25 protein-coding genes are annotated in these 26,987 nt (G+C 64.9%); 12 read left to right on the top strand and 13 right to left on the bottom strand.

Translation table 11 applies throughout. From position 1 onward, the window contains the following. Window positions 1-50 precede the first annotated feature (50 nt). A complete protein-coding gene (locus tag H7H34_RS23755; RefSeq protein ID WP_067218356.1) occupies window positions 51-227 on the bottom strand; it encodes a cold-shock protein in 177 nt (58 codons plus the stop codon). Here H7H34_RS23755 and H7H34_RS23750 point away from each other — a divergent pair. Further along, on the top strand, window positions 192-896 hold the full coding sequence (locus H7H34_RS23750) for a hypothetical protein (protein ID WP_245165563.1): 705 nt from the start codon (window positions 192-194) through the stop codon (window positions 894-896). The genes H7H34_RS23755 and H7H34_RS23750 overlap by 36 nt on opposite strands. A 543-nt stretch (window positions 897-1,439) precedes the next feature. Beyond that, window positions 1,440-2,099, top strand: a complete 660-nt coding sequence (locus H7H34_RS16190; protein WP_120267049.1) for an MBL fold metallo-hydrolase — start codon at window positions 1,440-1,442, stop codon at window positions 2,097-2,099. A gap of 118 nt (window positions 2,100-2,217) precedes the next feature. Here the strand turns inward: H7H34_RS16190 and H7H34_RS16185 are convergent, their stop codons facing one another. The 9 genes from H7H34_RS16185 to H7H34_RS16145 all read right to left on the bottom strand — a co-directional run bounded on the left by H7H34_RS16185 (window position 2,218) and on the right by H7H34_RS16145 (window position 8,652). Further along, window positions 2,218-3,228: a DUF1402 family protein gene (locus H7H34_RS16185; RefSeq protein WP_120267050.1), complete on the bottom strand. Its 1,011-nt coding sequence runs from the start codon at window positions 3,226-3,228 to the stop codon at window positions 2,218-2,220. A 167-nt stretch (window positions 3,229-3,395) separates the two neighbouring features. Beyond that, entirely contained in the window at window positions 3,396-3,827 is a 432-nt protein-coding gene (locus tag H7H34_RS16180) for a DUF6665 family protein (RefSeq protein ID WP_185925785.1), read from the bottom strand. Beyond that, window positions 3,824-4,990 carry an anhydro-N-acetylmuramic acid kinase gene (locus tag H7H34_RS16175; RefSeq protein ID WP_209006241.1) on the bottom strand — a complete coding sequence of 389 codons (1,167 nt, stop codon included), beginning with the start codon at window positions 4,988-4,990 and terminating at the stop codon, window positions 3,824-3,826. The genes H7H34_RS16180 and H7H34_RS16175 overlap by 4 nt, the downstream gene beginning before the upstream one ends. A gap of 180 nt (window positions 4,991-5,170) precedes the next feature. Further along, window positions 5,171-6,139 carry a heparan-alpha-glucosaminide N-acetyltransferase gene (locus H7H34_RS16170; protein ID WP_209006240.1) on the bottom strand — a complete coding sequence of 323 codons (969 nt, stop codon included), beginning with the start codon at window positions 6,137-6,139 and terminating at the stop codon, window positions 5,171-5,173. A gap of 17 nt (window positions 6,140-6,156) precedes the next feature. Beyond that, window positions 6,157-7,110 (bottom strand): DMT family transporter, encoded by a 954-nt coding sequence (locus tag H7H34_RS16165; protein WP_185925784.1) that lies wholly within the window; start codon window positions 7,108-7,110, stop codon window positions 6,157-6,159. Window positions 7,111-7,168: 58 nt separating this feature from the next. Continuing rightward, window positions 7,169-7,327 (bottom strand): hypothetical protein, encoded by a 159-nt coding sequence (locus H7H34_RS16160; protein WP_158592601.1) that lies wholly within the window; start codon window positions 7,325-7,327, stop codon window positions 7,169-7,171. A gap of 131 nt (window positions 7,328-7,458) precedes the next feature. Beyond that, window positions 7,459-7,833, bottom strand: a complete 375-nt coding sequence (locus H7H34_RS16155) for a DUF3775 domain-containing protein (RefSeq protein WP_245165104.1) — start codon at window positions 7,831-7,833, stop codon at window positions 7,459-7,461. Between the two features lie 328 nt (window positions 7,834-8,161). Continuing rightward, the gene (locus tag H7H34_RS16150) at window positions 8,162-8,374 is read right to left on the bottom strand and encodes a hypothetical protein (protein ID WP_185925783.1); all 213 of its coding nucleotides are present in this window, start codon (window positions 8,372-8,374) and stop codon (window positions 8,162-8,164) included. After that, window positions 8,374-8,652 (bottom strand): hypothetical protein, encoded by a 279-nt coding sequence (locus tag H7H34_RS16145; RefSeq protein ID WP_185925782.1) that lies wholly within the window; start codon window positions 8,650-8,652, stop codon window positions 8,374-8,376. Before H7H34_RS16145 ends, H7H34_RS16150 begins: the two co-directional genes overlap by 1 nt. A 254-nt stretch (window positions 8,653-8,906) precedes the next feature. Between H7H34_RS16145 and H7H34_RS16140 the strand changes: the two genes are divergently transcribed. The 8 genes from H7H34_RS16140 (at window position 8,907) to msrP (ending at window position 20,465) form a co-directional block, all read left to right on the top strand. After that, on the top strand, window positions 8,907-10,034 hold the full coding sequence (locus H7H34_RS16140) for a nitrogen regulation protein NR(II) (RefSeq protein ID WP_120267055.1): 1,128 nt from the start codon (window positions 8,907-8,909) through the stop codon (window positions 10,032-10,034). A gap of 661 nt (window positions 10,035-10,695) precedes the next feature. Continuing rightward, window positions 10,696-11,124: a TadE/TadG family type IV pilus assembly protein gene (locus H7H34_RS16135; protein ID WP_199680957.1), complete on the top strand. Its 429-nt coding sequence runs from the start codon at window positions 10,696-10,698 to the stop codon at window positions 11,122-11,124. A gap of 14 nt (window positions 11,125-11,138) precedes the next feature. Next, on the top strand, window positions 11,139-12,854 hold the full coding sequence (locus tag H7H34_RS16130; protein ID WP_120267057.1) for a TadG family pilus assembly protein: 1,716 nt from the start codon (window positions 11,139-11,141) through the stop codon (window positions 12,852-12,854). 146 nt (window positions 12,855-13,000) lie between these two features. After that, window positions 13,001-14,200 (top strand): pyridoxal phosphate-dependent aminotransferase, encoded by a 1,200-nt coding sequence (locus H7H34_RS16125; RefSeq protein WP_185925781.1) that lies wholly within the window; start codon window positions 13,001-13,003, stop codon window positions 14,198-14,200. 273 nt (window positions 14,201-14,473) lie between these two features. Further along, window positions 14,474-16,543, top strand: coding sequence for an elongation factor G (locus H7H34_RS16120; protein ID WP_185925780.1), 2,070 nt, complete (start codon window positions 14,474-14,476; stop codon window positions 16,541-16,543). A gap of 135 nt (window positions 16,544-16,678) precedes the next feature. Next, complete coding sequence (locus H7H34_RS16115) at window positions 16,679-17,809, top strand: PQQ-dependent sugar dehydrogenase (RefSeq protein WP_245165103.1); 1,131 nt, start codon at window positions 16,679-16,681, stop codon at window positions 17,807-17,809. A gap of 156 nt (window positions 17,810-17,965) precedes the next feature. Then, window positions 17,966-19,351, top strand: coding sequence for an MDR family MFS transporter (locus H7H34_RS16110; RefSeq protein ID WP_185925778.1), 1,386 nt, complete (start codon window positions 17,966-17,968; stop codon window positions 19,349-19,351). A gap of 148 nt (window positions 19,352-19,499) precedes the next feature. Continuing rightward, complete coding sequence (gene msrP / locus H7H34_RS16105; protein ID WP_185925777.1) at window positions 19,500-20,465, top strand: protein-methionine-sulfoxide reductase catalytic subunit MsrP; 966 nt, start codon at window positions 19,500-19,502, stop codon at window positions 20,463-20,465. Window positions 20,466-21,153: 688 nt separating this feature from the next. On the opposite strand, the gene H7H34_RS16100 is transcribed toward msrP, so the two are convergent. The 3 genes from H7H34_RS16100 to H7H34_RS16090 form a co-directional block, all read right to left on the bottom strand. Further along, the gene (locus H7H34_RS16100) at window positions 21,154-22,050 is read right to left on the bottom strand and encodes a LysR family transcriptional regulator (RefSeq protein WP_185925776.1); all 897 of its coding nucleotides are present in this window, start codon (window positions 22,048-22,050) and stop codon (window positions 21,154-21,156) included. 63 nt (window positions 22,051-22,113) lie between these two features. Continuing rightward, a complete protein-coding gene (gene trxB / locus H7H34_RS16095) occupies window positions 22,114-23,079 on the bottom strand; it encodes a thioredoxin-disulfide reductase (protein ID WP_185926564.1) in 966 nt (321 codons plus the stop codon). Between the two features lie 20 nt (window positions 23,080-23,099). Continuing rightward, window positions 23,100-24,128: a mitochondrial fission ELM1 family protein gene (locus H7H34_RS16090; RefSeq protein WP_185925775.1), complete on the bottom strand. Its 1,029-nt coding sequence runs from the start codon at window positions 24,126-24,128 to the stop codon at window positions 23,100-23,102. Window positions 24,129-24,353: 225 nt separating this feature from the next. Between H7H34_RS16090 and H7H34_RS16085 the strand changes: the two genes are divergently transcribed. Further along, window positions 24,354-24,824 (top strand): Lrp/AsnC family transcriptional regulator, encoded by a 471-nt coding sequence (locus H7H34_RS16085; protein WP_067217655.1) that lies wholly within the window; start codon window positions 24,354-24,356, stop codon window positions 24,822-24,824. Between the two features lie 211 nt (window positions 24,825-25,035). After that, window positions 25,036-26,829 carry a hypothetical protein gene (locus tag H7H34_RS16080; RefSeq protein WP_185925774.1) on the top strand — a complete coding sequence of 598 codons (1,794 nt, stop codon included), beginning with the start codon at window positions 25,036-25,038 and terminating at the stop codon, window positions 26,827-26,829. Window positions 26,830-26,987: the final 158 nt, after the last annotated feature.

Genomic DNA, 26,987 nt, shown 5'->3' with positions numbered 1-26,987 from the left:
GCAAGCCAGGGGCGCGGCAGCCCGGTAAGGTTCAAGCGATACGAGGCGGCTTACGCCTCCTCGTCGCCGCCTTCCTCGATCTTCAGTTCGACGGCCTTCGGGCCCTTGCCGTGCCGGTCCGGCTCGGTCTCGAACGAGACGCGCTGGCCGCTGTCCAGGCTGGTGAGGCCGGAGCGCTCGACCGCCGAGATGTGCACGAAGACATCGGCATCGCCGTTATCCGGCATGATGAAGCCGAAGCCCTTGTCGGACTTGAAGAACTTCACGACGCCAGTCTGGCGCGGGCCGCGCTCCACCGGAGGTCCACGACGCGGGCCGCGATCGCCGCCCTCACGCGGGCCACCGAAGCGATCACCGCCACCGCCGCCGCGCGGACCACGGTCGCCGCCACCGCCGAAGCGATCGCCGCCACCGAACCGGTCACCGCCGCCGCGTGGGCCGCGATCACCGCCGCCGCCGAAGCGGTCGCCACCGCCTTCACGCGGACCGCCGAAACGATCACCGCCACTGCGCGGACCACGGTCGCCACCGCCGCCGAAACGGTCACCGCCGCCACGCGGGCCGCGATCGCCGCCGCCGCCGAAGCGGTCGCCACCGCCTTCACGCGGGCCGCCGAAACGATCACCGCCGCCGCGCGGACCGCGGTCGCCACCGCCGCCGAAGCGGTCGCCCGACGCAAACGGCTCTTCCGGCACGAATCCCGGCTCCGGAGCAGTCCAACCAGCTTCGCCGAAACTGTCGCGCCGTCCGCCCCGTTCGGGCTTGTTGCGCTTGCCATGGTCGAAACCAGCGTCGAATTCGTCCCCGTCCCCACCATAGTCCTTCGAACCGCCGCGCCGCTTTCCCTGCCGACGATTGTCCGAACGCCAGTCTTCCATGTTCACATCACCTTGTAAGAGCCTGCCGCAGCAGCCGCTCGCAGATCTTCATCGTCCGGCGCAGGGCTGCCTTCTCAGTCCTTGCCACGCCAGGTTCCATATGCGGCTGTCAGCCACACTCCGTCGCACGACTTCCCCAGAGGAATTCCGCCGCGACCGTGCAGCGTGACCAATTTCGATGACTTGTGTCTTGCCGAACCGTCCGAACTCACGATTTCGGCACCCGCGCACCGCTCCAGCCTTGCCAACCGCGCGTATATCATACGGTCTTGTGAGGCTTCCGGGCAAGGAAAACCCTTGCAACCCGTGTCGCCGGCGGCATTTTCGCAAATGCGAGACGGGGGCGAGCGGCATTTGCCCTGACCGAAATGACAGGTGCGGTGCCCGCGGCCGGGCATTTCGGTGTCCGGCGGTTGCCAGACCGCCTGCGGGCGGGTTACCTGAGCGCCAGTGTCTGTGGCGGCTCCGGGGGAGCGCGCAGACCTTTCAGCGACCGCAGGTTCGGCCAGCGCAAGTCCAGCGGCCGGGCGCATTCATCCCATTCAGCCGACGGGAGCCGTCATGTCGGAAATGCAGGGCCAGGAGCCCCCCATCCAGATCATCGTCATCCCGGTCACCGCCTTCCAGCAGAACTGCTCGGTCATCTTCGACCGCGAGACAAAGGCCGGTGCGGTGATCGATCCGGGCGGCGATGTGGAGCGCATTCTCGGCGCACTGGAGGAGCACGGGGTCAAGGTGGAAAAGATCGTCCTGACCCATGGCCACATCGATCATGTGGGCGGGGCGGCGGAGCTTGCCGAAAGGCTGTCCGTTCCCGTGCTCGGCCCGCATGAGGCGGACCGGCCGCTTCTTGAGCGGGTGGAGCAGCAGGCGCGCGAGTTCGGCGTGGGCGACGTGCGCTCGGTCGAGCCCGACACCTGGCTGTCGGAAGGCGATGCTCTGACCATGGCCGGGCGCAGCTTCCAGATCCTGCACTGCCCGGGCCACGCGCCGGGGCATCTGGTGTTCTTCGATCCCGAATTGCGGTTCGCGATTTCGGGCGATGTGCTGTTCGCCGGCTCCGTCGGCCGCACCGATCTGCCCGGCGGCAACCATGAAACGCTGATCGCCTCGATCCGCGACAAGATGCTGCCGCTCGGCGACGACGTCACGTTCCTGCCCGGCCACGGCCCGGCCTCGACCATCGGTCACGAACGGCGGACCAATCCGTATCTGAGGTGAGAGCGCTGCGCCTTGCAGCAAGCCCTGTTGCGGTCCGGCGGGCACTTCCGGCCGGACCGCATGTCGGCTGGGGGGCAGGTCGGGGACGGTGCTTTTCCCGTGCGACCGGCCTGCCCGGTTACAGCAGGCTGCGCAGCACCTCGATCTTGTCGTTCACCAGCCAGCCATAATAGTTCTCGACCGGCCAGGCCTGCGTCCCTGCTGCCCGGCGGCGGCGATACTCGGACGCACGCGCCCAGGGGTCGCCGAGATTGTAGAGCGTGGCGGTCAGTCCCGGGTTCTTCGAGATGTCGACATTGGCGACGACCTTGTAGGCGTCGATGGCGTCTCGCAGGATCGCGGCCATGTAGTGGAGCGAGCGGCCCGGATCCATCGCCGCGCGATAGATCTCCTGCTCGTTGGCCGGTGACAGCTTGTCCAGCCCGCTGGTCTTGGCCACCTTGTCGCTCATCATCAGCACGGTCAGCGGCGACAACTGGCCGAGGCCAAAGCTCTGGCCGGCGAAAAGCGGCTGGAAGAATGCCTCGTTGAAGGTCTTCGGCGGAAAGCGGGTGCCGTCGACGCGCTTGCCGCGGAAGGTGCTGTCCCACACCCGCTGGTAGCAGTTCCAGAGCGTGTTGGTGTCTTTGCGCCCGGCATTGCAGCGCTCGAATTGCGGGCGCTTCACGAAGTCCTCGACATGTTCCCCGCCGAGCGAGAACTCCATGCGGATGCCCGCATAGCTCAGCGCCTTGACGTAATAGGACTGGGCACTGTCGAGGCTGTCGTAATTGTAGGTGTGCTCGCCGACGATGGCGCCCAGCATGTGTACCGGGTCGATGCCATAGAGCCCGGCCACGCGCTTGATGTCGCGGATCAACCGGCTGTCGCGGCGCAGGACGCCCACGATTCGCTCGAACTTGGCGTCATAGCCGGCATTGCCGGCGGCTGTCCGACGGGCAGAGGCGAAGGGAATGCGCGGCTGCGTCGCATGGCGATTGCCCGGCGGGACAGCGGTTGCCGCGTTCGCCTCGCTGGTCAGGGCGGGAAAACCGTCGGATCCGTCGGGCGCAGGCATGAAGGCGAGCAACACGGTGGCGAGGACCGCATTGACAGCCGTTTTCCGGCCTCGGGCAATAAGTCTGTTCATGGTTGCCACGGCTGTCCGGCGCTGCGGGTTCAGGATGCCCTGTCCATATACCGGCAAACCGATGCGTGGGAAGGGTTGTTGCAGGGTCCTGCATTCACGCGGGCGAACATTTCTCAAGGTGTTGCGCCGTGCCCACGGCTTGAGACTGGCGAGGGGGGAGGAAAAGGTCATGCGGATCGCTGTGTCTGGTCGTTTGCGGTGGGGGCGGTGTGGGCAGGCAGTTGCGGATCGGGAGGGGCGATGGCCGTTGCCGCCGGCCCCATCAGCAGTTGGACCGAGCGCGGCACGTCGAATTCGCGCAGAAAAGCCTCGTGTCGGCGCAGGCCGCATATCTCGCGCTGGATCAGCACGTTCCACAGGGCCTCTCCAGCTTCCGCATGGCGTCGATGCCAGCGCCGGCGTGCGTCATCTGCAGCTTCCGGTTCGGCCTCGTGAAACCGCCGAGCGCTCGCCTGCAGTCGCTGAAGCGAGGCTGCGAGCGCCTTGTTGAGGCGCACCAGGGTGGCGATGCGCTCCGTCTCGGCCTCCTCGCGGAAGAGGTCGCCGAGCATTTCGTCGGGCTGGCGCCGCCGCAGGCTTTCGGGGAGACGGAGCGTCATGAACCGCCCGCCTTTGCCTGCGTGTTCGTCTGCCCATGCGCCGTCGCTGTGTGGATCACCCCGCCGCCCTGGGCTCTGGCGACACCGGTCGTGGTGGGAAAGCTGATCGGCAAGGCGCGCAAGGTGCGGGCGGCGAGAAGCGCGAAACACTCGGCCTCGACCGCATCGCCCCGCCACCCGAAGTCTTCCGACATCAGCACCTCGACCCCGGCGCGGGTTGCGATCTCGCGCCGCATGACCGGATTGTGGCGCCCGCCGCCGCACAGGACCAGCCGCTGCGGGCGGGCCGGCAGCCGGTCGAGCGCCTTGGCGACCGCGCCGGCGGTGAAGGCGGTCAGCGTGGCGGCGCCGTCTTCGTCCGACAGGCCGTCGGCCATGGCGGAGGTGAAGTCGTTGCGGTCGAGAGACTTCGGGTAGGGCGCGGTCAGATAGGAGTGTTCAAGCAGCCGGGCGAGGCGGTCCTCGTCCACTTGTCCGGCGGCGGCGATGCGGCCGTCGCGGTCCATGCTGCCGCGTCCCTTGCGGCCGATCCAGTCGTTGAGCGGGGCGTTGGCCGGGCCCGTGTCGAAGGCATGCGGCACTCCGGCTGCATCGACCCAGGTGATGTTGGCAACGCCGCCGAGATTGAGCACGGCGGTCTCAGGGCCGGCTTCCGCGCGCTTCAGCAGCGCGGCATGATAGATGCCGGCAAGCGGTGCCCCCTGGCCGCCTGCAGCCATGTCGGCACTGCGGAAATCGTTGACGACGGTGATGCCGAGGCGGCGGGCCATCGCCGCGCCATCGCCAAGCTGGCGGGTGCGGCCGGTCCGCGCCACGGTCGGAGCCCGGTGCAGCACCGTCTGGCCGTGGAAGCCGACGGCGGCGACCTCTGCATGCGGTAGGCCGACCTCCTCCAGGAAGGCTGCGACGGCCTCGGACTGGGCTTCAGTGATGCGGGCTTCGGCTTTGGCGAAGATCTCCGGCTCGTCGCCGGAAAAGCCCCAGTCGGCAGCCTGGGCGAGGGTTTCGACCAGCAGCGGGCGCAGGTCAGCCGGATAGGGCGCCAGCGTCCACGGGCCGAACTCGGAAATCGTCTCGCCGTCGCTGCGCAGCAGCGCCACGTCGATATTGCCGTCGAGCACCGTGCCGGTCATCAGGCCGACGGTCCATTCCTGCCGGATCATTCAAAGGCTCCCCTCCGGCTATTGCGCCGCCGCCGGGCCCTGCTGGCCTGCCGCACGACTTGCGCAATCGCCGTCATCGCTCGCGATATTCCTCAATCGCGTCATAAGTGTAGCATGAGAATGACCGGTTGAGGCGGGCGGCGAAGTGACCTGTGTCACGTTCCGGTGAGAGCCGGGCCTTCAGTTTGCCCGGGATCGGCACATGCGGTAGCGCTCGGCCAGCAGGTCGTTGAGGCCGGGGTCCTCGGGCCGGGCGAGCAGCGCGTCCCAGGTGCCGTCGGCGCGCAAGCTCTCCACCGTACAGCTGCAGGTGGCGCGGCAGGCGGCTTCCTCTCCGGTGAAGGTACAGCTCTGCACGCATTGCTCGACAAAGGTCTCGGCCGAGCGGTCCGGCGTCAGGCCGAGGGCTGCCGCCGTCCACACCAGGCCGAAAAGGACCGGCTGGTGCACCAGGTAGACGAGCAGCGAATGGCGTCCGGCGAGTGCGGCAAGACGCGTTGCCGGCCCCTGTGCGGTCCAGGCCGCGAGGCGCGCGAAGAGCCCGAAGGCGAGCGCCAGCCGGGCCGCGACGATGCCCGCCAGGATCGCCGCCATCCACGGCAGGAGCGGCACGTAGTCGACCGCCAGCGGCGGGGCGGCGAGAAGGCCCGTCCACACCAGCCAGGCATCGCCGGGAAAGCTCAGCGAAATGACGTGGGGCAGGGCGAGAGCGGCAATCGCCAGCCCGGCCACCAGCCAGAGCGGCGCGCGAAGCGCCGGCAGCGCCAGCAGCGAACCGGCGGCGATCGCATGCAGGATGCCGAAGCGGACATATTGTCCGGAGAGCGCGAAATAGGTGGCCAGGCTGATGGCCGCGGCCGCAAGGGCGATCTTGCCGGCGCGGCGCAGGGCGCGCTCCAGCCGCAGTCCCTTGCGATGGGTGAGGACCTGGCCGACGCCGACGAGGAACAGAAAGCTCGCCGCGATGGATATGGCGAAGAGCCGCCAGCCGAGGCCGGAATCGACGGGCCAGTCGACCACTCCGAACCACTTCAGGTCCCAGGAAAAGTGATAAACCGCCATGGCAGCGAGCGCGATCCCGCGCGCCACGTCCAGCGCATCGATCCTGCCGGAATGGGGAAGGGCGGATGCGGTGTCGGTGTCGGTCACGATCGTCTCCCGTGCTGTCAGGCCGGGCTGGCCGGCTCGGTCTTGGGCGGGACGACAGGCGGCACGATGGCGGGACCTGCTGCGACCTCGCGCGGGGCGCGCGAGAACATCGGCACCAGCTGCACCGCCAGGATCGCCGCGAATATCAGGGCGCAGCCAACGAGTCCCGCCGGACCCAGCCGCTCGCCCAGCAGCAGGGCTCCGAAAAGGGCGGCGAACAGCGCCTCGGAGGACAGCAGGATCGCGGCGTCCGCCGCCCGCGTCCAGCGCTGGCCGATGGCCTGCAGGGTGAAGGCAAGGCCGCCGGAAACAAGGCCGGTATAGAGAAGCTCCGGGCCGGCTGCCATCACAGCGCCCATGCTGACCGGCTCAAGCAGCAGGCCGGGGATGATCGCTGCCGTTCCAACCACCGCGAACTGCCAGACCGACAGCAAGACCGGGCGCGCGCAGTGGCGCACCACGCTGCCGATCATGCCGACATGCAGCGCGCAGAAGATCGCGCAGACGAGCATGAGGATATCGCCGGTGGTCAGCGCGGACAGCGCGCCGCCGCCCAGCAGATAGATGCCGCCCAGCGTGATCAGAGAGGCGGGCCACACCACCGGATGCGGTTTTTCGCGAAAGGCCAGCAGGGCGACCAGCGGCGTCAGCACCACATAGATGCCGGTGAGAAAGCCGGCATTGGTCACCGTGGTGGTGAGCAGGCCGATCTGCTGCAGGGAGATCGCCGCGAAGAACACCAGCCCGAGCGCGGTGAAGGCACCGGCGGTTCGCAGGTCGAGCGGCCGGTCCCGGCGCAGGCGCGATTCGAAAAGGGCGAAGGGGAGGACCGCGAGCGCTGCCATCAGGAAGCGGATGCCGGTGAAGGTCAGCGGTCCGACATGCTCCATCGCCGTGGACTGCGCCACGAAGGCGGACCCCCAGATCAGGGCGGTCAGAAGCAGAAGCGTGTTGGCGAGTGAGCGGCTCATCTGCCTCCGCTACCGGAAAGGCGGAGCGCCCGCAAGCGCCTTGATGGAGCGTTGAAAATCAGCCGTTGGGGAAGGCGTAGCAGAAGACCAGCGTCAGGAAGAAGGCAGCGCTGGTGACGCGAAGGGCGATCGGCCAAGGCGAAGGCTTTTGTACGCTGAGCGTATCGGCGTGAAGGTCGGTGTTCTCGTCTGCCTGTATGCGGTCCGTGAAGTTCATGCGGTATCTCCGACCTCTTCCCTCGCCAACGAAGAGTTAACCGTCATGGTTAACAATGTGTAAATGGCGAAGGGAGGCGGGAGAGAGGATATCCAGAGAAATCGTCTTTGCCTGTGGGTGACGCAGCGGCGTCAAAGGTCCAGCGCGTCCAGGCCGGCCTCCAGGTGATCGGCGAAAAGCGGCATGCCGATCAAGTATTTGGCCGTTGATCGGAAGGCCCGGTCGCGGGCATCGTCGACCGCTTGCTCGAAATCGTCGGCTTCGTAGTCGCCGCGGCCGATCCACACGGTCGCCACAAGCTCGGCGGCCTCGTCGACGTTAAGATCCGCGATCAGTTCGGCCAGTTCCTCGGCCGACAGGTCGTCGGTTTCTTCTTCGGCGAGCCCGTCATGGGCATGGCTGTCCTGGAGCGTGTCGGTGTCGAACTCGATCTCCCGGTCGCGACCGTCTTCATAGCCGCCGTCAAGGTCCGAGGCCGAGGCTGCGCGGGCCTTTTGGACCAGCATGCGCATTGTCGCCGGAGAAAGTGTCAGATTGACCGCCATGGCTTGCATTCAGCTCCCGTCTTGCGCGGGGCGGTGTCGGCCTGGCTGGCGGGGGATCGCGCCGCGCAGTCTCGTGCCGAAGTCCGTCCCTGTCCGGACACTTGCTGCAAGCCGCAGCCGGTACCTTGATCCATCGCAACAACGTGTCGCGAGCCGGCAGGTTATCCCCTGTGGGCTTGCCGGCGGCTTGCCCGGATGAGCCTACGCGCTGACGGGGTGCTTTGCCAGTGGCCTCATTCGAGGCGACAGGCCTTCCAGTGAAGGGGGGGCGCAGGGCGCCCCCGTGCCGTCAGCGGTCCTGGGTGACCGCGACCTTGGGCGGGGCAAGGTCCTTGAGCGAATGGGTCAGCGGGCCACCGAACAGGGTGAGCGATGCGGCGAAGAGCAGGCCGACGCCGACGGCGGTGGCCAGCAGCATGGCTGCCCGTTCCTCGTCGCTCCGGTTCCGGCTGGTGGCACGGACGCTGCGGCCCGCGGCGGCGCTGAGGGAGAGGGTACGCATCACGAATTCCTGTGGTCGTTCGAGCGGGAGCGGATGCTGGCCAGAAGACCGTGCGACAGGCGCTTGCCGAGCACGGTCACCAGCACCAGCATGCTGCCGAAGGCGGCAAGCAGGACGCCCATCGTCCAGTCCTCGACGATGAGGCTGCCGGAGGCGCGGGCGCTGGAGGCGATCAGCAGGGCGGGCAAAGCTCCGAGGACGGCAATGGCAAGGGCGCTGAGCGTCTTGCCGAAGCGGGTGCCGGAACGGCGGCGGGACGAGCTGGATGTGGAACGCATGACTTTTCTCCGTCCATTCGGACTTGCCTGATGGGGAGAAAGTGACTGGCGAGTTGGACTTCCCAAAGCCGCCAATCGGGCGCTTCCTGTGTCATTTCGCGGCAGAACCGTGGCGGTCCGGTTAACAGATCCTGTAAATTTGGTGCGTCCCCTTTACCGAATATCAGGAGCTTTTTTGACAGGATCATTCCCAGATAGATCAGGGTCATGTGCGTGCCGATTCCGGCCCGCATAAGAGCAACCGGAAAAGCCAAATGGATGCAATGGAGAAGACTGCCCGGCCTGCGGCTGTTGCCGCGACCGAGGCGGAGGGCGAGGCTGCGGCGGTTGCCGCGAATGCCGGCAATGGGGCGCCGGCGATGTCGATTGCCGGCCTGTCCTTCTTCACGGTCGACATCCAGGCGAAGAGGGTCATCTGGCTGGAGCCGCGCTCGCTCGATTTCGAACACCGCTCGGGGCTGAATGAGGCGTCGCTGTCGACCGCATTGCGCCATATGGCGCAAAACGACCAGAAGCAGATCCTCGGACTTATCCAGCAGGCGGTGAAGAACGGCACGGCCGGTCCGATCGAGCTCGGCGGCGACGATCTGGGCGCCGGCTTGTCGCTGTTGGCGATGCGCTACCAGGTCGAGGGCGGGCGCACGTTTGTGATTGCCGTGTCCGGCGCGGAGGTCGAGGACGAGGCGAATGGTACGGCGGTTCGCGGTGTCGCGCCCCTCATCCGCCATCTGGTGGAAGACAGCGAGAAGGCGGTGCTCGTGGTCGACAGTTTCGGGTATCTGCGATACGCGAACGACCCGTTCAACAAGTTGTTCGAGATCGGCGACTCGTCGCTGTGCATCGGCCGCAACATCGCGCACATTCCCAATCGCGTCGGCAAGACGCTGGCGTCAGTGGTGCTGACCGCGCTGGCGCGGCGCGCGCCGATGGATGGCAGCAAGCGCTTCTTCCTGGCCAGCGGCGATTCCTTCACGCTGAACTTCGACGTGATCCCGTTCCGGGTGTCGGCGGGGCTCGGCGGCGTGGTCTTCTCCGCGACCAAGGTGAAGGAGCGCGGGGTCGACTTCCAGCAGATATTCAACTGCGTCCATGCGCCGATGCTGGTGATCGATGTGCGCACACGCATGCTGGTCTCGGCGAACAATTCGGCGCGCAAGACCTTCGCGGTGACCGAGCAGCTGATGGAATCGGCGCCCATCACCGAGACGATGCTGCACCCGAAGACCTTCGTCAGCCTGATCGAACATGCGCGCAAGGGCGGCAGCACGCCGCTGCAGGCGACCGTGAGCGGCTTCGACGGCGTGACGCGGAGCAAGCGCATGCGGGTCATGCTGATCGAGAGCGGCCCGACCCATTACCTGCTCATCGAGACCAAGCACTAGGTCGCATACTTCCCGTCCTGCGATTGCTCATTCACACGCGCCGCGGCACAGCCCGGCGCGTGTTTTGCGTTGTGCCGAGCTTCAGACCGCTCCGGCACCAGAGGAGGCGCTGAACCGCGCGCGTCCGTTCGTGCCCGCAGCCAGTGCCATGTGCGGCTGCATGAGGGGCACGGTGGGCTTTGTTGCGGGCCGAGTCGTTTTTGCGGCCCGGCTGTGGGGCGCCGCATCGTTTTCAACACCTTCGGCACGCACTTTTTTAACGGCGGACAGCCATCCCAGGCTCACCCGCGGGTGAGGGTGCGATCCGACCCTGCCGACCTGTGCGTGCAAAAACCCTTCGTTACATCAAACCGATAGCCAAATTTCCTCTACGGAACTGATGTTGGTTTTCGTAGGTACTTATTCTAATTTTCTAAAATGTTGCGGAGGGAAATTATTAACATACCGCAACGTTTACGCAATCTTATATGAACATATGAATTATACTTGCCTCATTGGTGCTTCATGTCTGATTGTTGTGGCTTGTGAGTAAAGTATTTGCCGAGAATGGATTTGAAGTTCTCGGCATCATCGTTGAGAGACGGGGGCTTCCCGTCGCGATGACGATGCTGCGCACGGCCGTAGCATGTTGCACCGCCATTCTGAAGGAATGGAGGCTGAGGTGCTTGCAGTTCTAAAACATTTCCTGCGTGCAAGGTCTGGCGCGTCCGCCGTCGAGTTCGCCCTGGTTCTTCCCGTCTTCATTCTGGTGATGCTCGGGATCATCGCATACGGCATCTATTTCGGTGCCACCCACAGTGTCGCCCAGCTCGCCGCCGATGCGGCGCGGGCGTCGATCGCGGGCCTGACCGACCAGGAGCGGGTTCGCATCGTCACCGAGCATGTACAGCGCAACGCCGGCCAGTACGCACTGATCGACGCCGGCAACGTCTCCGTCGATGCGGGTCCGGTCGCAGGCGATGTCACCCAGTTCCGGGTGGCGGTCGTCTATGACGCCAGCCGCCTGCCGATCTGGACCCTGGGTCCCATTCTTCCTCTGCCGAACCAGACGATCCGGCGTGTCGCCGTGATCAAGCGCGGCGGATATTGACCAGGAGACCGACCATGCCCGTCCCTGTTCCTCCCGGCACGTCTTCTCCCGCTCCTGCGAAAGCCGCCAGGCGGCTGGTACGCTGGCGCGGCACTGGCGGGTTTTTCGGCGATCGCGCCGGATCGGTCGCGATCATGACCGGCTTCTTCTTCTTCGTGATGATGGGACTTCTGGCCATCGCCATCGACATGGCCTCGCTTTATCTGGAGCGGCGGTCCCTGCAGGGGGTTGCCGACATCGCCGCCGTGGCCGGCGCCTCGGATATCGCACGCGCGGAGGAGGCGGTCGCAGCAACGCTTGCCGCCAATCAGGTGGATGCCCGCTACACCATCGTGCGGGGTCGCTATGTCGCCGATCCGCAGATCGATCACACCCAGCGTTTCGCCGCCAACGCGACCCCCTACAACGCGGTCCAGGTGTCGCTGGAAAAGGCCGGGCGCCTCTACTTCGCCAAGGTCTTCAACGCGCAGACGGCGACGCTCGGCGTCCGGTCCCTGGCAGCCAATTCCGAGCTCGCCGCATTTTCGGTCGGTTCGCGCCTGCTGGCTCTTCGCGACGGCGTCGCCAACCAGTTGCTCGGCAAGCTGCTGGGCACCCGGGTCGAGCTGACGGTGATGGACTACCAGGGCCTGGCCTCGGCCGATGTTCAGGTGGCACGGATGATGGATGCGGTCGCATCCCAGATCGACCTGAAGGCCGGCACCTTCCAGGATGTGCTGGATGCGTCCGTCACCGCCGGCGATCTCGTCGCCGCAATGGCCAAGGTGACGGGTGAGAGCGGCGATGCAGCGGCCAACCTTGCTCTCAAGCGGCTGTTGCTCGGCGGGGGGCTCGGGGCGAAGGTTCCCCTGTCCTCGCTGATCGACCTCGGCCCGTTCTCGACCGTCGCCATCGGCGATCCGGCACCGGGCTTCGATGCCCGCGTCTCGGCGATGCAGATCCTGTCGTCCTCGGCGATCCTGGCCAATGGCAAGCGGCAGGTGCAGATCGATCTCGGGGCCGAGGTGCCGGGCCTGCTCGGCCTCAAGGTGGACCTTGCCATCGGCGAAATGCCGCAGCGCACGGCGATGATCGCCATCGGCCCCAATTCGACCCGCGTGCGGACCGCGCAGGCGCGGCTGCGGATCGTCGCCTCCATGGGCGGGCAGGGGCTCCTGAAGAACCTGAGCGTCAACCTGCCGCTCGTGCTGGATCTTGCCCATGCTCAGGCGCAACTTGCCTCTATGGCCTGTTCCTCGAGCGGACCGTCCCGGGTGACCGTGGCCGCGCGGCCCGGCATCGCCGAGGCCTGGATCGGCGAATTGCGCGATGCGGACCTGAACGATTTCTCGCGCACGCCGCAGCTGGCGCGGGCGAAGATCATCGATGCGTCGCTGATCCGGGTCGACGGGCGTGCCCATGTCACGGCCGGCAATCTTGCCGAGACGCGGCTGAACTTCACCGGCCTCGACATCGAGCGCGGAACGGTGAAGCGGGTGAGCACCAATTCCGTGATCAGCTCGCTGGTCAGCACCCTGGTCGGCAATCTCGACATGGAGGTGCAGGTCGTGACGCTGGGCCTCGTTCTGCCCGGACCGCTGCTGGCGGCGGTGGGCGATCTGCTCGGCACCGTGGCAGAGCCGCTGGATGCGGTCGTCTACGGCGTGCTGTCGACCCTTGGGCTGCACCTGGGCGAAGCGGACATCCGCGTTCATGGCGCCCATTGCGGCGGCGGCATGCTGGCCGGCTGAAGCCGATAGCCGGCGGCGAGCCGGCTTCCGCGGAAATCCGCGAGATTGCGGCCATCCTCCCTTGCATGGCAGGAGCGCGGGAAGTAGTCTCCCGCGCGCCTTCAACCACCTGCCTCATCGGGCACCTGCCTCATCGGGAGAGCATCATGGGCTTCATCGCCGACGCACTTTCGCGCGTCAAACCGTCCGCTACCATCGCCGTGACCAACAAGGCTCGCGAACTCAAAGCCGCCGGGCGCGACGTCATCGGCCTGGGCGCGGGCGAGCCCGATTTCGATACGCCGGAGAACATCAAGGCGGCGGCGATCGCCGCGATCACCGAAGGCAAGACGAAGTACACGGCCGTCGACGGCATCCCCGAGCTGAAGGCGGCGATCTGCGCCAAGTTCAATCGCGAGAACGGCCTCTCCTACGAGCCGTCGCAGATCACCGTCGGCACGGGCGGCAAGCAGGTGCTCTACAACGCGCTGATCGCCACCATCAATCCGGGCGACGAGGTCATCGTGCCGAACCCTTACTGGGTCAGCTACCCGGACATGGTGCTGCTGGCCGGCGGCGAGCCGGTGATCGTGGAGGCGGACAAGTCGACCTTCAAGATCACCGCCGAGGCGCTGGAAGCGGCGATCACGCCGAAGACCAAGTGGTTCATCTTCAACTCGCCGTCCAACCCGTCGGGCGCCGCTTATACGCGCGACGAGCTGAAGGCGCTGACCGACGTGCTGCTGCGTCATCCGCAGGTGTGGGTGATGTCGGACGACATGTACGAGCACCTTGTTTATGACGGCTTCGAGTTCACCACCCCGGCGCAGGTCGAGCCGAAGCTCTACGACCGCACGCTGACGGTGAACGGCGTTTCCAAGGCCTATGCCATGACCGGCTGGCGCATCGGCTATGCCGGCGGCCCGGTCGAGCTGATCAAGGCGATGGCCAAGGTGCAGTCCCAGTCTACGTCGAACCCGAGCTCCATCGCCCAATGGGCGGCGGTCGAGGCGCTGAACGGTCCGCAGGACTTCATCCCGGCCAACAACGAGGTGTTCAAGGCCCGCCGCGATCTCGTCGTGTCGATGCTGAACCAGGCCAAGGGCCTGAGCTGCCCGACGCCGGAAGGCGCGTTCTACGTCTTCCCGTCCTGCGCCGGCACGCTCGGCAAGACCGCGCCGTCCGGCAAGGTGATCGAGACCGACGAGGATTTCGTCACCGAGCTGCTGGAGAGCGAGGGCGTTGCCGTGGTCCAGGGGTCGGCCTTCGGTCTCGGCCCCAACTTCCGCATCTCCTACGCGACCTCGACCGAGGCGCTGGAGGAAGCCTGCACCCGCATCCAGCGCTTCTGCGGCAATCTGAAGTAAGCCGCGCAAGGCGCTTTCGAGCCTTTCCTCCGGCCGGCGGCAGCGATGTCGCCGGCCGTTTCTTTTGTGCATGGTTGCGGGGCACAAAGCGCCCGGATTGCGGCAGTGCGGCACAGGTTTCCCTTGCGTTCGCCGCGGCATCGGCGCGACGATGAACGTCCGCCCGCTGTCGGCGGGCGGCGGCGCCGGTGCGCGGTGCCGCTAGGTTAGCCGCGCCCGGCTCCTCCTGACAACAAGCGGCCCTGCGGGGCCGACGGGAGAAGGAGACGCGACATGGGCGCAGACAGGGTGAATGGCGGTGCAGCCGGCGGCAGGGAAACGGGGCCCCGGTGCATCGGGATCTTCGGGCCGTTCGGCAGCGGCAAGACCACGCTGCTGGAAGCGGTGCTCGCCCGCACGGGGGCCATAGCAAGACAGGGAACAGTGGGAGCCGGCAACACGGTGGGCGACGGCGCACCGGAAGCCAGGGCCCATGCCATGAGCGTCGAGGTCAACGTGGCCGAGGCGGAGCATCTGGGCGAGCGCTTCACCTTTCTCGACTGCCCCGGCGCCGTCGACTTTCTCGGCGACATGGCCGGGGTCATGCCCGGCATCGACCTCGCCATCGTCGTGGCGGAGGCCGATGAGAAGAAGGTGCCGGCGTTGCAGGTCATCCTCAAGCAGCTCGAGGATCGCGGCATTCCGCGCCTGCTCTTCCTCAACAAGATCGACCGCACGTCTTCGCGGCTGCGCGACGTGCTGGCCATGCTGCAGCCGGCCTCGGCGGTGCCGCTGGTGCTGCGCCAGATCCCGATCTGGAACGATGGCATCGCCACCGGCTTCATCGATCTGGCGCTGGAGCGGGCTTATGTCTACCGCGAGCATGCCGAAAGCCAGGTGATCGATATCCCCGACGAGACGATGGCGCGGGAGGTGGAGGCGCGCTTCTCGATGCTGGAGACGCTGGCCGATCACGACGACGTTCTGATGGAATCCTTGCTGGAGGATATCTCGCCCGAGCGCGAGCGGATCTTTGCCGATATCGGCGCCGAGATGCGCGGGGGATTGATTTGCCCGGTGCTGTTCGGCTCTGCAGAGCACGGCAACGGCATCGGCCGGCTGCTCAAGGCGCTGCGACACGATGCGCCAGGTGTTGCCGCCACACGCGCGCGCCTCGGCATCGACGACGAGGCCGGCCCGATCGTGCAGATCCTCAAGACGGTGCACACGCTGCATGCCGGCAAGCTGTCGATCGCGCGGCTGATTGCGGGCACGCTTGCCGATGCCGACACGCTGACCCGGCCCGACGGCGAGCAGGTGCGCATTTCCGGCTTTTACCGGGTCAACGGGCAGCAGGCGACCAAACGCCCGCAGGCGGAGGCCGGCGATACGGTCGGGCTGGGCAAGCTCGATGGCGTCAGGACAGGCGATACGCTGGGCGGTACGGCCCCGGCGCCGCAGCTTGCTCCGCTGGAGATGTCGCAGCCGGTTCTCGGCCTTGCGATCTCGCCGCGCGAGCGCCGCGACGAGGTGAAGCTCTCCGCCGCCCTGGCCAAATTGTGCGAGGAGGATCCGGCGCTTGTCGTCACGCAGGCCCAGGACACCGGTGAGACCCGTCTTGATGGTCAGGGCGAGATGCACCTGCGCGTCGCGCTGGAACGGCTGACCGCCAAATACGGCCTTGCGGTGGAGACCGGCGAGCCGGCAATCCCCTATCGCGAGACGATCCGCGCTGGGGCTTCCGTGCGCGCCCGGCACAAGAAGCAGTCGGGCGGCCATGGCCAATTCGGCGATGTCGCCATCGATATCCGCCCGCTCGGGCGCGGCGAGGGCTTCGTCTTCGACGACACAATCACCGGCGGCGTCATCCCCAAGCAGTATATCCCGTCGGTGCGGGCCGGTGTCGAGGAGGCGCTGAAGAGCGGAACGCTGGGCTTTCCCACCGTCGACATCGCGGTGACGCTCACCGACGGGTCCTATCACAGCGTCGATTCCTCGGACCAGGCGTTCCGCATGGCGGCGATCCAGGCGATGCGCGAAGGGCTACCGGACTGCCGGCCGGTTCTGCTGGAGCCGGTCCACCAGGTCACCATCGCCTGCCCCAGCGAGGCGACGGCGCGGATCAATGCCATCGTCTCCGCGCGGCGCGGGCAATTGCTCGGCTTCGATGCAAGGCCGGGATGGAGCGGTTGGGACGAGGTGCAGGCCTTGATGCCGGCGACCGAGCTGTCCGGCCTCATCGTCGAGCTGCGCTCGGCGACGGCGGGTGTCGCCACCTATTCCAGCCGCTTCGATCACCTGGCGGAGCTGACGGGCAAGGCTGCCGATCTGGTGCTTGCCCGGCACGGCCGTCAGGCCGCGTGACACGACAGGGGCATGGGGCGTGCCGTTGGCGCGCCCCGCCCGTTCTTTTACAATGATAGATTGTCTTCGCTTGCCTGCACCCTAGCTATTTTCCGCGGGGTTCGGATTTCATGCCGAGGGAGAATGTCTTTGCGATTGGTCACCACCGTCCTTGCGGGCAGCGCAGTTCTTGCCGCGGCCTGCGTCAGCGTTTCCGCCCAGACCGTGCATACGTCCGGCGACACCCGTTTCTCGGTCACTCAGGTCGTCGGCGACCTGTCCTATCCTTGGGGCTTCGACATTCTTCCAGACGGCTCCTTTCTGGTGAACGAGGCCGAGGGACGGATGCTCATCGTCTCGCCCGACGGCGACAGCCGCATCGAGGTCGCCGGCGTGCCGGAGGTTCGCGCCTCCGGGCAGGGCGGATTGCTTGATGTCGTTGCCGCTCCGGATTTCGATGACACGCGCACGATCTATTTTACATTCTCCGAGCCGGGGCCGGGCGGGACAGGCACGGCCGCCGCACGCGCCCGTCTTGTGGTTACAGACGGTGCCGCGCAGCTGGAGGACGTGAAGGTCCTCGTCAGCATGAACCGCAAGACGTCCGGCGGACGGCATTTCGGCTCGCGCATCGTCCCGGCGCCCGATAGGACGCTCTTCGTCACCTTGGGCGACCGCGGCCAGCAGGACCGTGCGCAGGATCCGCAGGATCATGCCGGCTCCGTGCTCAGGATTGCCGCAGATGGGTCCATCCCGCCCGACAATCCGTTTGCGAGGAGTGGCGAGGCCCTGCCGGAGATCTGGTCCATCGGTCATCGCAACATCCAGGGCGCGGCCATCGAGCCGAAGACCGGAAGGCTGTGGATCGTGGAGCATGGGGCACGAGGCGGCGACGAGATCAACATTCCGGAAGCGGGAAAGAACTACGGCTGGCCGGTGATCTCCTACGGCCGCCACTATTCCGGGCTCCGCATCGGCGTCGGCACCGAGGCGGAGGGCTACGAACAGCCAGTGTATTACTGGGATCCGTCCATCGCCCCGTCGGGGATGGCCTTCTACACCGGCGATGCAGTGCCGGAGTGGCGCGGAAACCTGTTCGTCGGGGCCCTGAAAGATCAACTGATCTCGCGGCTCGCAGTGGCGGACGGCAAGATCGTTACCGAGGACTGGCTGCTCGCTGGCGAGTACGGGCGCATCCGCACCTTGCGCAATGGGCCGGACGGCGCCCTGTGGTTTTCCACCGACGAGGGCGAGGGCGGGATCTACCGGATTTCCGGCGCGCCCTGATCGCGCCGACAACGGGCAGGAGGGCCGGGCATCTGCCCGGCCTTTCAGCTCTCCGGTCGCGGCACTTTTGCCGTTTCATGCATTTGCAGACAATCGCTTTCGGGCTATTGAGGACGTGCGGCCCCGATCCCTTCCCCTGCCGCGCCTCCGGTCGACATGAACAGCATCCCCCTCATCATCGCCTTTGCGTTCTTCATGGAGATGATGGATTCCACCGTCATCGCCACCTCGCTGCCGGTGATCGCTGAGGACCTGGGCACCAGCCCCATTGCGCTGAAGCTGGCGCTGACGTCCTATCTGGTGGCGCTCGGCATCTTCATTCCAGTCAGCGGCTGGGTGGCCGACAAGTTCGGCGCCAAGCGCGTGTTCCGCTGGGCCATCGTCGTCTTCGTCATCGGCTCGGTCGCCTGCGCCTTCTCCAATTCGCTGCTGACCTTCGTGCTCTCGCGCTTCCTGCAGGGCATGGGCGGCTCGATGATGGTGCCGGTCGGCCGGCTCATCCTCGTCAGGACCTTCCAGAAGAAGGATCTGGTGCATGCGATGACGCTGATGACCATTCCCGGGCTGATCGGTCCGATGGCGGGGCCGCCGCTCGGCGGGTTCCTGACCACCTACCTGTCCTGGCACTGGATCTTCATCATCAACGTGCCCATCGGCTTCGCCGGCATCTGGCTTTGCGGCATCTACCTGCCGGAGATCCCGAGGCGCGAGACCTCGAAGCTCGACTGGACCGGCTTCCTGCTGACCGGAACGGCGGCCGCCGGCATCGTCTTCGGCCTTTCGGTGATCAGCCTGCCGGCCCTGCCGCCGGCGGTGGGACTTGTGACGACGATCATCGGCTTTGCCGCCCTGCTTGCCTATCTGCTGCATGCAAGGCGGCGGGCGAACCCGATCCTCGATCCGGCCTTGCTGCGCAACCGCGCCTTCGGCCTGACGCTGCTGGGCACCAACATCTTCCGCATCTCGTCCGGCTCCATGCCGTTCCTGATGCCGCTGATGCTGCAGACGAGCTTCGGCTACAACGCGTTTCAGTCCGGCCTCATCACCTTCACCGGGGCGTTCGGCGCCATCTCGATGAAGTTCATCGTCAAGCGGGCTCTTGCGGCCGTCGGCTTCCGCATGGCGCTGGTGATCGCCTCGCTGGGCGGCGCGCTGCTCACCTTCGCCATGATCGGTTTCGTGCCCGGCACGCCGATCTGGATCTTCGTCCTGGTGCTCTATGGCGCCGGTCTCACCCGCTCTTTCCTCTTCACCTCGTCGAACGGGCTGGCGTTCACCAGCATCGAGGAGAACGAGGCCAGTCAGGCGACGGCGCTCAGTTCGGTGTTCCAGCAGGTCTCGCTGGCGCTGGGCGTGGCATTGGCCGGCTTCGTGCTGGAGGCGACGGGCTGGGTCACCGGCGACACGCTGGGCCTCGTCAACTTCCATGTCGCCTTTGCGGTGACAGCGGTGCTGGCGCTGATCTCCGTGCCGATATTCGCCTTCCTGCCTGCTTCGGCGGGGCAGGAAGCCTCGGGCCACCGGCTGCGCGAGATGCCGTGACACCGGGTGCCGGCGGCGCTCGCTCACGGGGTCCGCACGGGCCGTTCAACCGCACTTGATTTGCCGGGATGGGGTGCGCACGCTAGGTCAAACGGTGTCAGACGTCTGCAAAGGGCGTCCTGAAGGGACTGGAAGAGGACGCATCACGATGAACATCATCCGCAAACGCAGCTGGGAACTGCCCGAGCGCGAGGCGACGCCCGAGGCCGTCTTCTTCAATCGCCGTTCGGTTCTTGCCGGGCTCGGCATCGCCGGCGCTTCCATTGCCGGCGGGGCAGGGCTCCCGCGCCGCGCCTTTGCCGAGGAAGACCCCAATGCGGGGCTCTATCCGGCAAACCGCAACGAGGCCTACACGCTCGACCGCGAGATCACGCCGGAAGGTGTTACCTCCGTCTACAACAATTTCTACGAGTTCGGCTCGCACAAGCAGATCGCCTCCGCCGCGCAGGCGCTGAAGATCCGCCCGTGGGAGGTGAAGATCGACGGGCTCTGCGACAATCCGCAGGTGCTGGATTTCGACGATCTGATGAAGAAGGTCTCGTTGGAGGAGCGGCTCTACCGTTTCCGTTGCGTCGAGGCCTGGGCGATGGCGGTGCCGTGGACCGGCTTCCCCCTTGCCGAGCTGGTGCGCCTTGCCTCGCCCAAGCCGGAGGCGAAGTACCTGCGCATGGAGACCTTCATGGATCCCGACACGGCCAGCGGCCAGCGGGCGTCCTGGTATCCCTGGCCCTATGTGGAAGGGCTGACTCTGGCCGAGGCGACCAACGAGCTCGCCTTCATGGTCACCGGCGTTTACGGAAAGCCGCTCGCCAAGCAGTACGGTGCGCCGCTGCGCCTTGCCGTGCCGTGGAAATACGGCTTCAAGTCGATCAAGTCGATTGTCCGCTTCTCCTTCGTCGAGGAGCGCCCGGTGAGCTTCTGGGAAGAGATCCAGTCGGCGGAGTACGGCTTCTGGGCCAACGTCAATCCGGAGGTCTCGCATCCGCGCTGGAGCCAGGCGCGTGAGCAGCTGCTGCCGACGGGCGAGCAGGTGCCGACCCAGCTCTTCAACGGCTATGGCGAGCAGGTCGCCGCCCTCTACAAGGGGCTGGAGGGCGAGAACCTCTACATGTGAGGGTGCGCCCCACTCGGCCGCTCTCTCCAGACGATCCGAAGGCCCGGTGCTCTGCGCCGGGCCTTTTGCTTGGCGCGTCCTCAGGGCAAGGCGCCAGCATACCGGAAATCTAATCCACCGCCTTGGGGGCTGGTGGCATAATGGGAGGGCGGCCGAAAACGGCAGGCCCTGTCCTCAGCATAACAAGCGGCTGTGATCCGGGCAAAAAAAATGCCGGGCCAAGAGGCCCGGCAGTTATTCGATTTTGCCACATGCGTGGCGAAATCACCTTCCAGAGGGGAACAGCTGGTCGCATCATACGTCGCTGGGAGGAGGTAGCGACGAAGCAGACCAACAGCCTGTTGCTTATATGCAGTGCACAACGCGCCTATGCAAGAAGCACTCTTGCAGGGCTGCTATGCATATTCCGCAAGGCGGTCGCGTCAGCCCTGCGCAGGGGTTCATATCGGCCGGATATCTTGCCCGTATGGCGGGCGAAGTGCCTGATTTCACGCCAGTGCGGCAGCCTGTCGCAGCTGCTCCGTGCCGCCGGATGCGGCAGCGGAGACGCCGATGCCTGCTGCGTCGGCATTCGAAATGTTCGCAGGATTGCCCGCAAGGATGCTCGAACGACCGCATGGAGGGGTGCATTGGGGCCTGTTTCGCAATTTTGCGGTGCAGCAAGAAAGGGGCGCGGGGCGAGCCTGGCTCAGTAGGTCCAGCGCTCTGCCTTGGCCAGCAGGAAGTCGCGGAACACGGCGATGCGCGCAGTGTTCTTCAGCTCGGAAGGGTAGACGAAATAGGTGTCGAAGCTCGGCACCTCCGCCTCGGGGAGCAGCTGCACGAGGCCGGAGCTGTCCTCGTTGATATAATCGGGCAGCATGGCAATGCCGATGCCGCGCTGGACCGCACGCTTGATCGCCACCACGTTGTTGACGCGCAGCACCGAACGCCGCTGCTCGCCCGGCGACAAACCGGCGGTTTCCAGCCAGTTCATGTCGCGCAAATAGGGCGGGGCATGCTCGCCGAAGGTGACGATCCGGTGGCCGTCGAGGGCGGCGACGGACTTCGGAGCGCCGAAACGCTGGATGTAGCTCGGCGCGGCATAGACGTGGAAATGCACGGTGAACAGCTTGCGCTGGATGAGGTCCGGCTGGGTGGGCTGGCGCAGGCGGATAGCCACGTCCGCCTCGCGCATGCCCAGATCGAGCTCGTCGTCGTCGAAGATCAGTCTGAGGTCCATCTCCGGATAGAGGTCGATGAACTCGTTGAGCCGTTCGGTCAGCCAGGTGGAGCCGAGGCCGACGGTGGTGGTGATGCGGAGGGCGCCGGTCGGCTTTTCGCGGCTGTCGGTCAGCCGGGCCTGCGCGGCCTCCAGCTTCATGAACACCTCGCGCGCGGTGCGGTACAGCACCTCGCCCTGCTCGGTCAGCAGCAGGCCACGCGCATGCCGGTGGAACAGCGGGACCTTCAGGTCGTGCTCCAGCGCGCTGACCTGCCGGCTGACCGCCGACTGGCTCATGTTGAGCATGTCACCGGCATGCGTGAAGCTGCCGGCCTGCGCGGCCGCGTGGAAAATCCTCAGCTTGTCCCAGTCAAGCGGCACGACACCCTCTGCCTGTTCTCGTCAGTTTCCAGCGATTTAGGCCGAAGCCTCCCGGAAGACAGCCTATTCGGCGGCCTGCACTTCCGCAATCTCCAGTTCGGCGAGGAAGCGCTCGCATTCCAGGGCCGCCATGCAGCCCATGCCGGCCGCTGTCACCGCCTGGCGGTAGATCTCGTCGGTGACGTCGCCAGCGGCGAAAACGCCGGGGATGGAGGTCGCCGTGCTGTCCGGCGCGGTCCAGATGTAGCCAGACGGCTTCATCTTCAGCTGCTCCTTGAACAGCTCGGCCGCCGGCGCGTGGCCGATGGCGACGAAGAAGCCGTCGGCGGAAATGTCGCGGGTCTCGCCCGTGTGGACATTGCGGATGCGCGCGCCGGTGACCGCCTTCGGCATGCCGCCGCCCAGCACTTCCTCGACCACGCTGTCCCAGATCACCTCGATCTTGTCGTTGCGGGCAAGGCGGTCCTGCAGGATCTTCTCCGCGCGGAAGGAATCGCGCCGGTGCACCACCGTCACCTTGGAGGCGAGATTGGAGAGATACAGGGCTTCTTCCACGGCGGTGTTGCCGCCGCCGACCACGATGACTTCCTTGCCGCGATAGAAGAAGCCGTCGCAGGTGGCGCAGGCCGACACGCCGGCACCCATGAACTCCTGCTCGGTCGGGATGCCCAGCCACTTGGCCTGCGCGCCGGTGGCGATCACCAGCGCGTCGCAGGTGTAGACCGTGCCGCTATCCCCGGTCAGGCGGAACGGGCGAACCGACAGGTCGGCCGACAGGATCGTGTCGTAAACGATTGTCGTGCCGACGTTTTCCGCCTGCTTGCGCATCTCTTCCATCAGCCAGGGACCCTGGATCGGGTCGGCGAAGCCGGGGTAGTTCTCCACCTCGGTGGTGATGGTCAGCTGGCCGCCCGGCTGGATGCCGGTGATCAGCACCGGCTCCAGCATGGCGCGTGCCGCATAGACGGCTGCGGTATAGCCGGCCGGGCCGGAGCCGACGATCAGGAGTTTGTGGTGCTGTTCGGCCATCGCCTCGTCGTCCTTGCCTGTCATGTTCGTTCGCCGGTCGGTTCTTGCGCGAAGCTCGCGCGATGCGCTGCCAGGCGCTGCCGGATCGCCTCGGCGATCACGGGGGTAGAATCCACCGGCTCGTAGGTAGTCACTTTAAGCGGTCCGGGAAAGGGGTGCACGGCGTTCCTTGCCGAAACTGCCCCCAGAAACGCATCGAATTTGCGGTGTCCACCGCTGGGGTGGAAAACATGTACTGCCCGCCCGCTCGCCAGCGCCTCGCCGACCATGTTGGCGCTGTCCGCCGTCACCACCACCGCATCGGCATTGGCAAGGTAATCGAGCATCGGATTGTCCCCGTGCCCGTTCCACATCACATGCGGCCCGCTGTCCGCGAGCTTGCGAAGCGCGCGCGCCAGCGCCGGCGGGGTGCGGCGGGAGGCGGTGATCATCAGCGCGGCGCCTTCCTCGGCAATCTGCGCCAGCCCGCGCGCAAGCTCAGCCATGTCCCCGTCGGTGAAACGGTGGTTGCGGCTGTCGCCGCCGACCAGCACGGCAACGCGCGGATGGGGCAGGGCGGCGATGTCTGGCAGGGGCGCAGCCCGCGCGGCGGCAAGGCGGTCTTGCGAGAACCGGTGCGGGCCGCTTGCCGTCGCGATCACGTTTTCCCCGCGCAAGGGGTCGTGCTCGGGCACCCAGATCAGGTCCGCCGCCCCCGTTCCGGTGCGCGGATCCTTCAGGAACACGGTGAAGGTGCGCCCGCCGCTGTCGCGCTTGATGCGGGCGAGATAGGAGACCGCGCGCCTCCCCGAGGCGATGACGAGATCGGGAAAGGGCGGGGCGATGGGGCTGCCGGGGCGCGAGGGCGCCTCGCGCGGGTCGATCAGGCCGAGACGCGGCATGATCCAGGACCAGGGCGCGCGCGGTGCCACGCGCCGACGCTCGGCCGCCAGCCCCAGGGCTTCGGCCACGGCCAGGCACTGCGTCTCGTCGCCGGCCTTCCCGTCGGTCAGCACCCAGGCGGTCGCCGGTTCCTGTGAGGTTTTGCTTTCCGGATATTTCTTCGTCATGACCTGTGTTGATATAGTATTGCAGGTTTCGGCAAAGAATCATAAGTGCCCGGATGACCAGGAGGCACGATCTGTCGGCCCCATCGTGCGCCTGGCACCGCGTCCCTTGCCCGTCCGGCCGGTCCTCCCGCCTGCCGGAACGTGGGCGAGGCGACCGGCCCGGCCGCCGCGGTGGCGGATGGGGTGACGACATGTCTGTGCCAGCGATTTGTGAAGGAGACCAGCGTGAAAATTCGCCTCGACGCGATTGATTGGCACATTCTGAAAGAGCTGCAGGCGGATGGCCGCATCACCAATGTGGAGCTGGCGCGGCGCGTCGGCATTTCCGCGCCGCCCTGCCTGCGCCGCGTGCGCGCGCTTGAGGAGGCCGGACTTATCACCGGTTACCGCACCCTGCTGGACGAGAAACAGCTCGGCTACGACGTCACCGCCTTCGCCATGGTCGGCCTGCATTCGCAGACCGAAAGCGACCTCAACGCCTTCGAGGACAAGGTCAAGAGCTGGCCCGAGGTACGCGAAAGCTACATGCTGTCCGGCGAGGTAGATTTCCTCCTGAAATGCGTGGTGCCGGACCTGCAGGCCTTCCAGAACTTCATCATCCGCGAACTCACCGCCACGCCCAATGTCGACAGCGTGCGCACGGCCCTCACCATCCGTCAGACCAAGAACGAACCCGTGGTGCCGGTGAAGGAGTGAGGGGGGCGTGCTACTCCTTCCAGAGAGAGTTCGCACAAGGACTTTGGCGCAGCGCAAAGGAAACTCAGGACGGAACGCGAACAATCCGCTTCGCCAAACAGCGTGGGAGTATCCAGGAACCACATCAACCTGCTCCAGACGATTTAATTTTACGTTGGGGTTATTAATTTTTGCAAGCTTAAATCAGAAATAAATGAAATGAGACTATGATATGACGTCAAACAGCAGATTTTCCGTCTTCGCCTATCCTGCGTTTGTTTTCCTCGTCGTGATTTATGGTGTTTTTATGCTTGGTCCGGGGTCCACTTTTACCCTCCATCTTCTGATGGGGCTTATCACGATCCCTGTCGCAGTCATTGTTGGGGTAATTCCGACCGTTGGTCTGACGCTGGCTCTTTCGCTGCCATTCTACTTCCTGCAAGTCTATGTTTGGCCTTCCAAGATCGGAAGAAGCATAATATTGAGTATCCTGCTTGCGTTGGGTTTATCCGCCGTTATTTGCCAAATCATGGAAATTCATTTGACTGCAACGGCCAAGACTCTCACATCGGAGGATATCATTCAGAGTATTGATTTTTCAGGAAAGTCGGTTTTTGTAATTGGTGAAGGCTCGGCAAATAAATGCGGTCACGTCTGCGAGACGCTGATTTTCTTGGCTGGCGCACGTAAAGTTACCTTCTCGAAAGGTCCCGCGGAAGGTGAGCTTCCGATCGAATTCAAGGGTAACTCGTTCGAGCTTTTACCGGTGAATTTGGGTTCTTGTGAATATCCCGCATGGGGTATTGCTGGCGATTTGAGAACGTATTTTGCCGAGAATGGCCGTTGCATCAGGAAATTTGTAGGCGAAACAATTGTGCCGGATCTTATCCTTGTGACACGTGATAAGAGAGAATCTACCAAAAATATCAAAGTTTTAGGGTTTAATCCTTTTGCGGAGGCGATATACGCCGAAAGAACAAGCGTTTTCGCGCTATCGGACGGGAAATATTCCAAGATCTTTCAATTTACCGCGACGTCCGCATTTCCGCCGAAGCCGATTTTGGCACCAATTTCGATTGCAAGAGGACCTCAAACCAGCGCGGAACGCGGGTACATCCGTCGCAGGATCACAATACAGGCAATGCGTGCGCTTGAGCATCTGTTTCTCTCCGAACAACAACTGTTAGAAGCGCGTAGCGTTCTACAAGACCCGGCCTACAGAAACCGAGTTCTGGCTCTCCTGAAGAAGGGGCAGCTCACCACTCAACAAAAGTCCGTGGTTTGGAGTTACGTGAGAAGCGTTGTTCTAAAAGGACATGATAGATCCGCAGTCGCTTTTGAAATTGCGAGAAACCTCATCGAGTCGGAGGACTTCGCTTCCCACAACCTCGCCCCTGGCCTGATCGAGGCCTTAAATCCGAATACGACTGAACAATGGTCTATTCTATCGGAGAGCCTGTTTACCGCCGCACGGCATTACGCAGACATAGCGCACAGCGAAGGTCTCCAGAAAGTTCGAAGCTCTTTGAGCTCCACAGGTCGCGCAATCGCAAAATTGCCGCCAGACCAGTTCTTGAAGCACAAAAATCAATTGGCAACGCTCGCGAATGATCCGCTCACCATCGATGCGACCTTTTTCGCCTTCGCTGGTGTTCCCGCTCTGGGCAAGGAAGCGTTTCCTATTCTGCGTGCGGTATTTCGATCGTCCAAAACCGCCTTCGAGACTCGTGACACCCCGAAATACTCGTCTTTTCGTACCTGGCAGGCAGGAAGCTATCGAACCGCAGTGGTGGCTCTGTGCCGATTGGCAGAAGTCGGGGAAATCAATAGCGCTGCGATCCATCAGCTTTTGGATGACGAATCGGTTGTGGGAGATCTCACTTTCTTGAAAATAGTAGCACTCACGGATTTTGACGACTTCGATCGGCTATCTATTATTCAGAATGAGGATTATCGTCTTTCTAAATCACAGAAAGAAATTATCTTAGAATTTCGTGAGAAATACTCGCTTAGAACGTGTAGATAAAATTGATTCTTCGTATGAATTATTTTAGATAGTAAATACGATACTTTGAAGAGGTGTGCGGAGATGGTATTCGTCTGTCGGAAAATTTGTTCGACGGGGCGGAGGCTGGCGAGGCGTGAGCGGCACGACGCATGACTGCCGACGCATGGCCGCGCCAC

This window comes from Stappia sp. 28M-7, from assembly GCF_014252955.1.
GTDB lineage: Bacteria > Pseudomonadota > Alphaproteobacteria > Rhizobiales > Stappiaceae > Stappia.
The sequence above is the reverse complement of the archived record's forward strand: the minus strand, read 5'-3'. Positions and strand labels throughout refer to the sequence as shown.

Excerpts from the sequence above, each read along its gene's own strand:
- trxB (WP_185926564.1), bottom strand. The coding sequence starts at position 23,079 with ATGGCCGAACAGCACCACAAACTCCTGATCGTCGGCTCCGGCCCGGCC.
- H7H34_RS16125 (WP_185925781.1), top strand. The coding sequence starts at position 13,001 with ATGGGCTTCATCGCCGACGCACTTTCGCGCGTCAAACCGTCCGCTACC.
- H7H34_RS16145 (WP_185925782.1), bottom strand. The coding sequence starts at position 8,652 with ATGCGTTCCACATCCAGCTCGTCCCGCCGCCGTTCCGGCACCCGCTTC.
- H7H34_RS16175 (WP_209006241.1), bottom strand. The coding sequence starts at position 4,990 with ATGATCCGGCAGGAATGGACCGTCGGCCTGATGACCGGCACGGTGCTC.
- H7H34_RS16185 (WP_120267050.1), bottom strand. The coding sequence starts at position 3,228 with ATGAACAGACTTATTGCCCGAGGCCGGAAAACGGCTGTCAATGCGGTC.
- H7H34_RS16165 (WP_185925784.1), bottom strand. The coding sequence starts at position 7,110 with ATGAGCCGCTCACTCGCCAACACGCTTCTGCTTCTGACCGCCCTGATC.
- H7H34_RS16155 (WP_245165104.1), bottom strand. The coding sequence starts at position 7,833 with ATGCTGGTCCAAAAGGCCCGCGCAGCCTCGGCCTCGGACCTTGACGGC.
- H7H34_RS16150 (WP_185925783.1), bottom strand. The coding sequence starts at position 8,374 with ATGCGTACCCTCTCCCTCAGCGCCGCCGCGGGCCGCAGCGTCCGTGCC.
- H7H34_RS16130 (WP_120267057.1), top strand. The coding sequence starts at position 11,139 with ATGCCCGTCCCTGTTCCTCCCGGCACGTCTTCTCCCGCTCCTGCGAAA.
- H7H34_RS23755 (WP_067218356.1), bottom strand. The coding sequence starts at position 227 with ATGCCGGATAACGGCGATGCCGATGTCTTCGTGCACATCTCGGCGGTC.
- H7H34_RS16120 (WP_185925780.1), top strand. The coding sequence starts at position 14,474 with ATGGGCGCAGACAGGGTGAATGGCGGTGCAGCCGGCGGCAGGGAAACG.
- H7H34_RS16160 (WP_158592601.1), bottom strand. The coding sequence starts at position 7,327 with ATGAACTTCACGGACCGCATACAGGCAGACGAGAACACCGACCTTCAC.
- msrP (WP_185925777.1), top strand. The coding sequence starts at position 19,500 with ATGAACATCATCCGCAAACGCAGCTGGGAACTGCCCGAGCGCGAGGCG.
- H7H34_RS16190 (WP_120267049.1), top strand. The coding sequence starts at position 1,440 with ATGTCGGAAATGCAGGGCCAGGAGCCCCCCATCCAGATCATCGTCATC.
- H7H34_RS16090 (WP_185925775.1), bottom strand. The coding sequence starts at position 24,128 with ATGACGAAGAAATATCCGGAAAGCAAAACCTCACAGGAACCGGCGACC.
- H7H34_RS16140 (WP_120267055.1), top strand. The coding sequence starts at position 8,907 with ATGGATGCAATGGAGAAGACTGCCCGGCCTGCGGCTGTTGCCGCGACC.
- H7H34_RS16110 (WP_185925778.1), top strand. The coding sequence starts at position 17,966 with ATGAACAGCATCCCCCTCATCATCGCCTTTGCGTTCTTCATGGAGATG.
- H7H34_RS16080 (WP_185925774.1), top strand. The coding sequence starts at position 25,036 with ATGACGTCAAACAGCAGATTTTCCGTCTTCGCCTATCCTGCGTTTGTT.
- H7H34_RS16180 (WP_185925785.1), bottom strand. The coding sequence starts at position 3,827 with ATGACGCTCCGTCTCCCCGAAAGCCTGCGGCGGCGCCAGCCCGACGAA.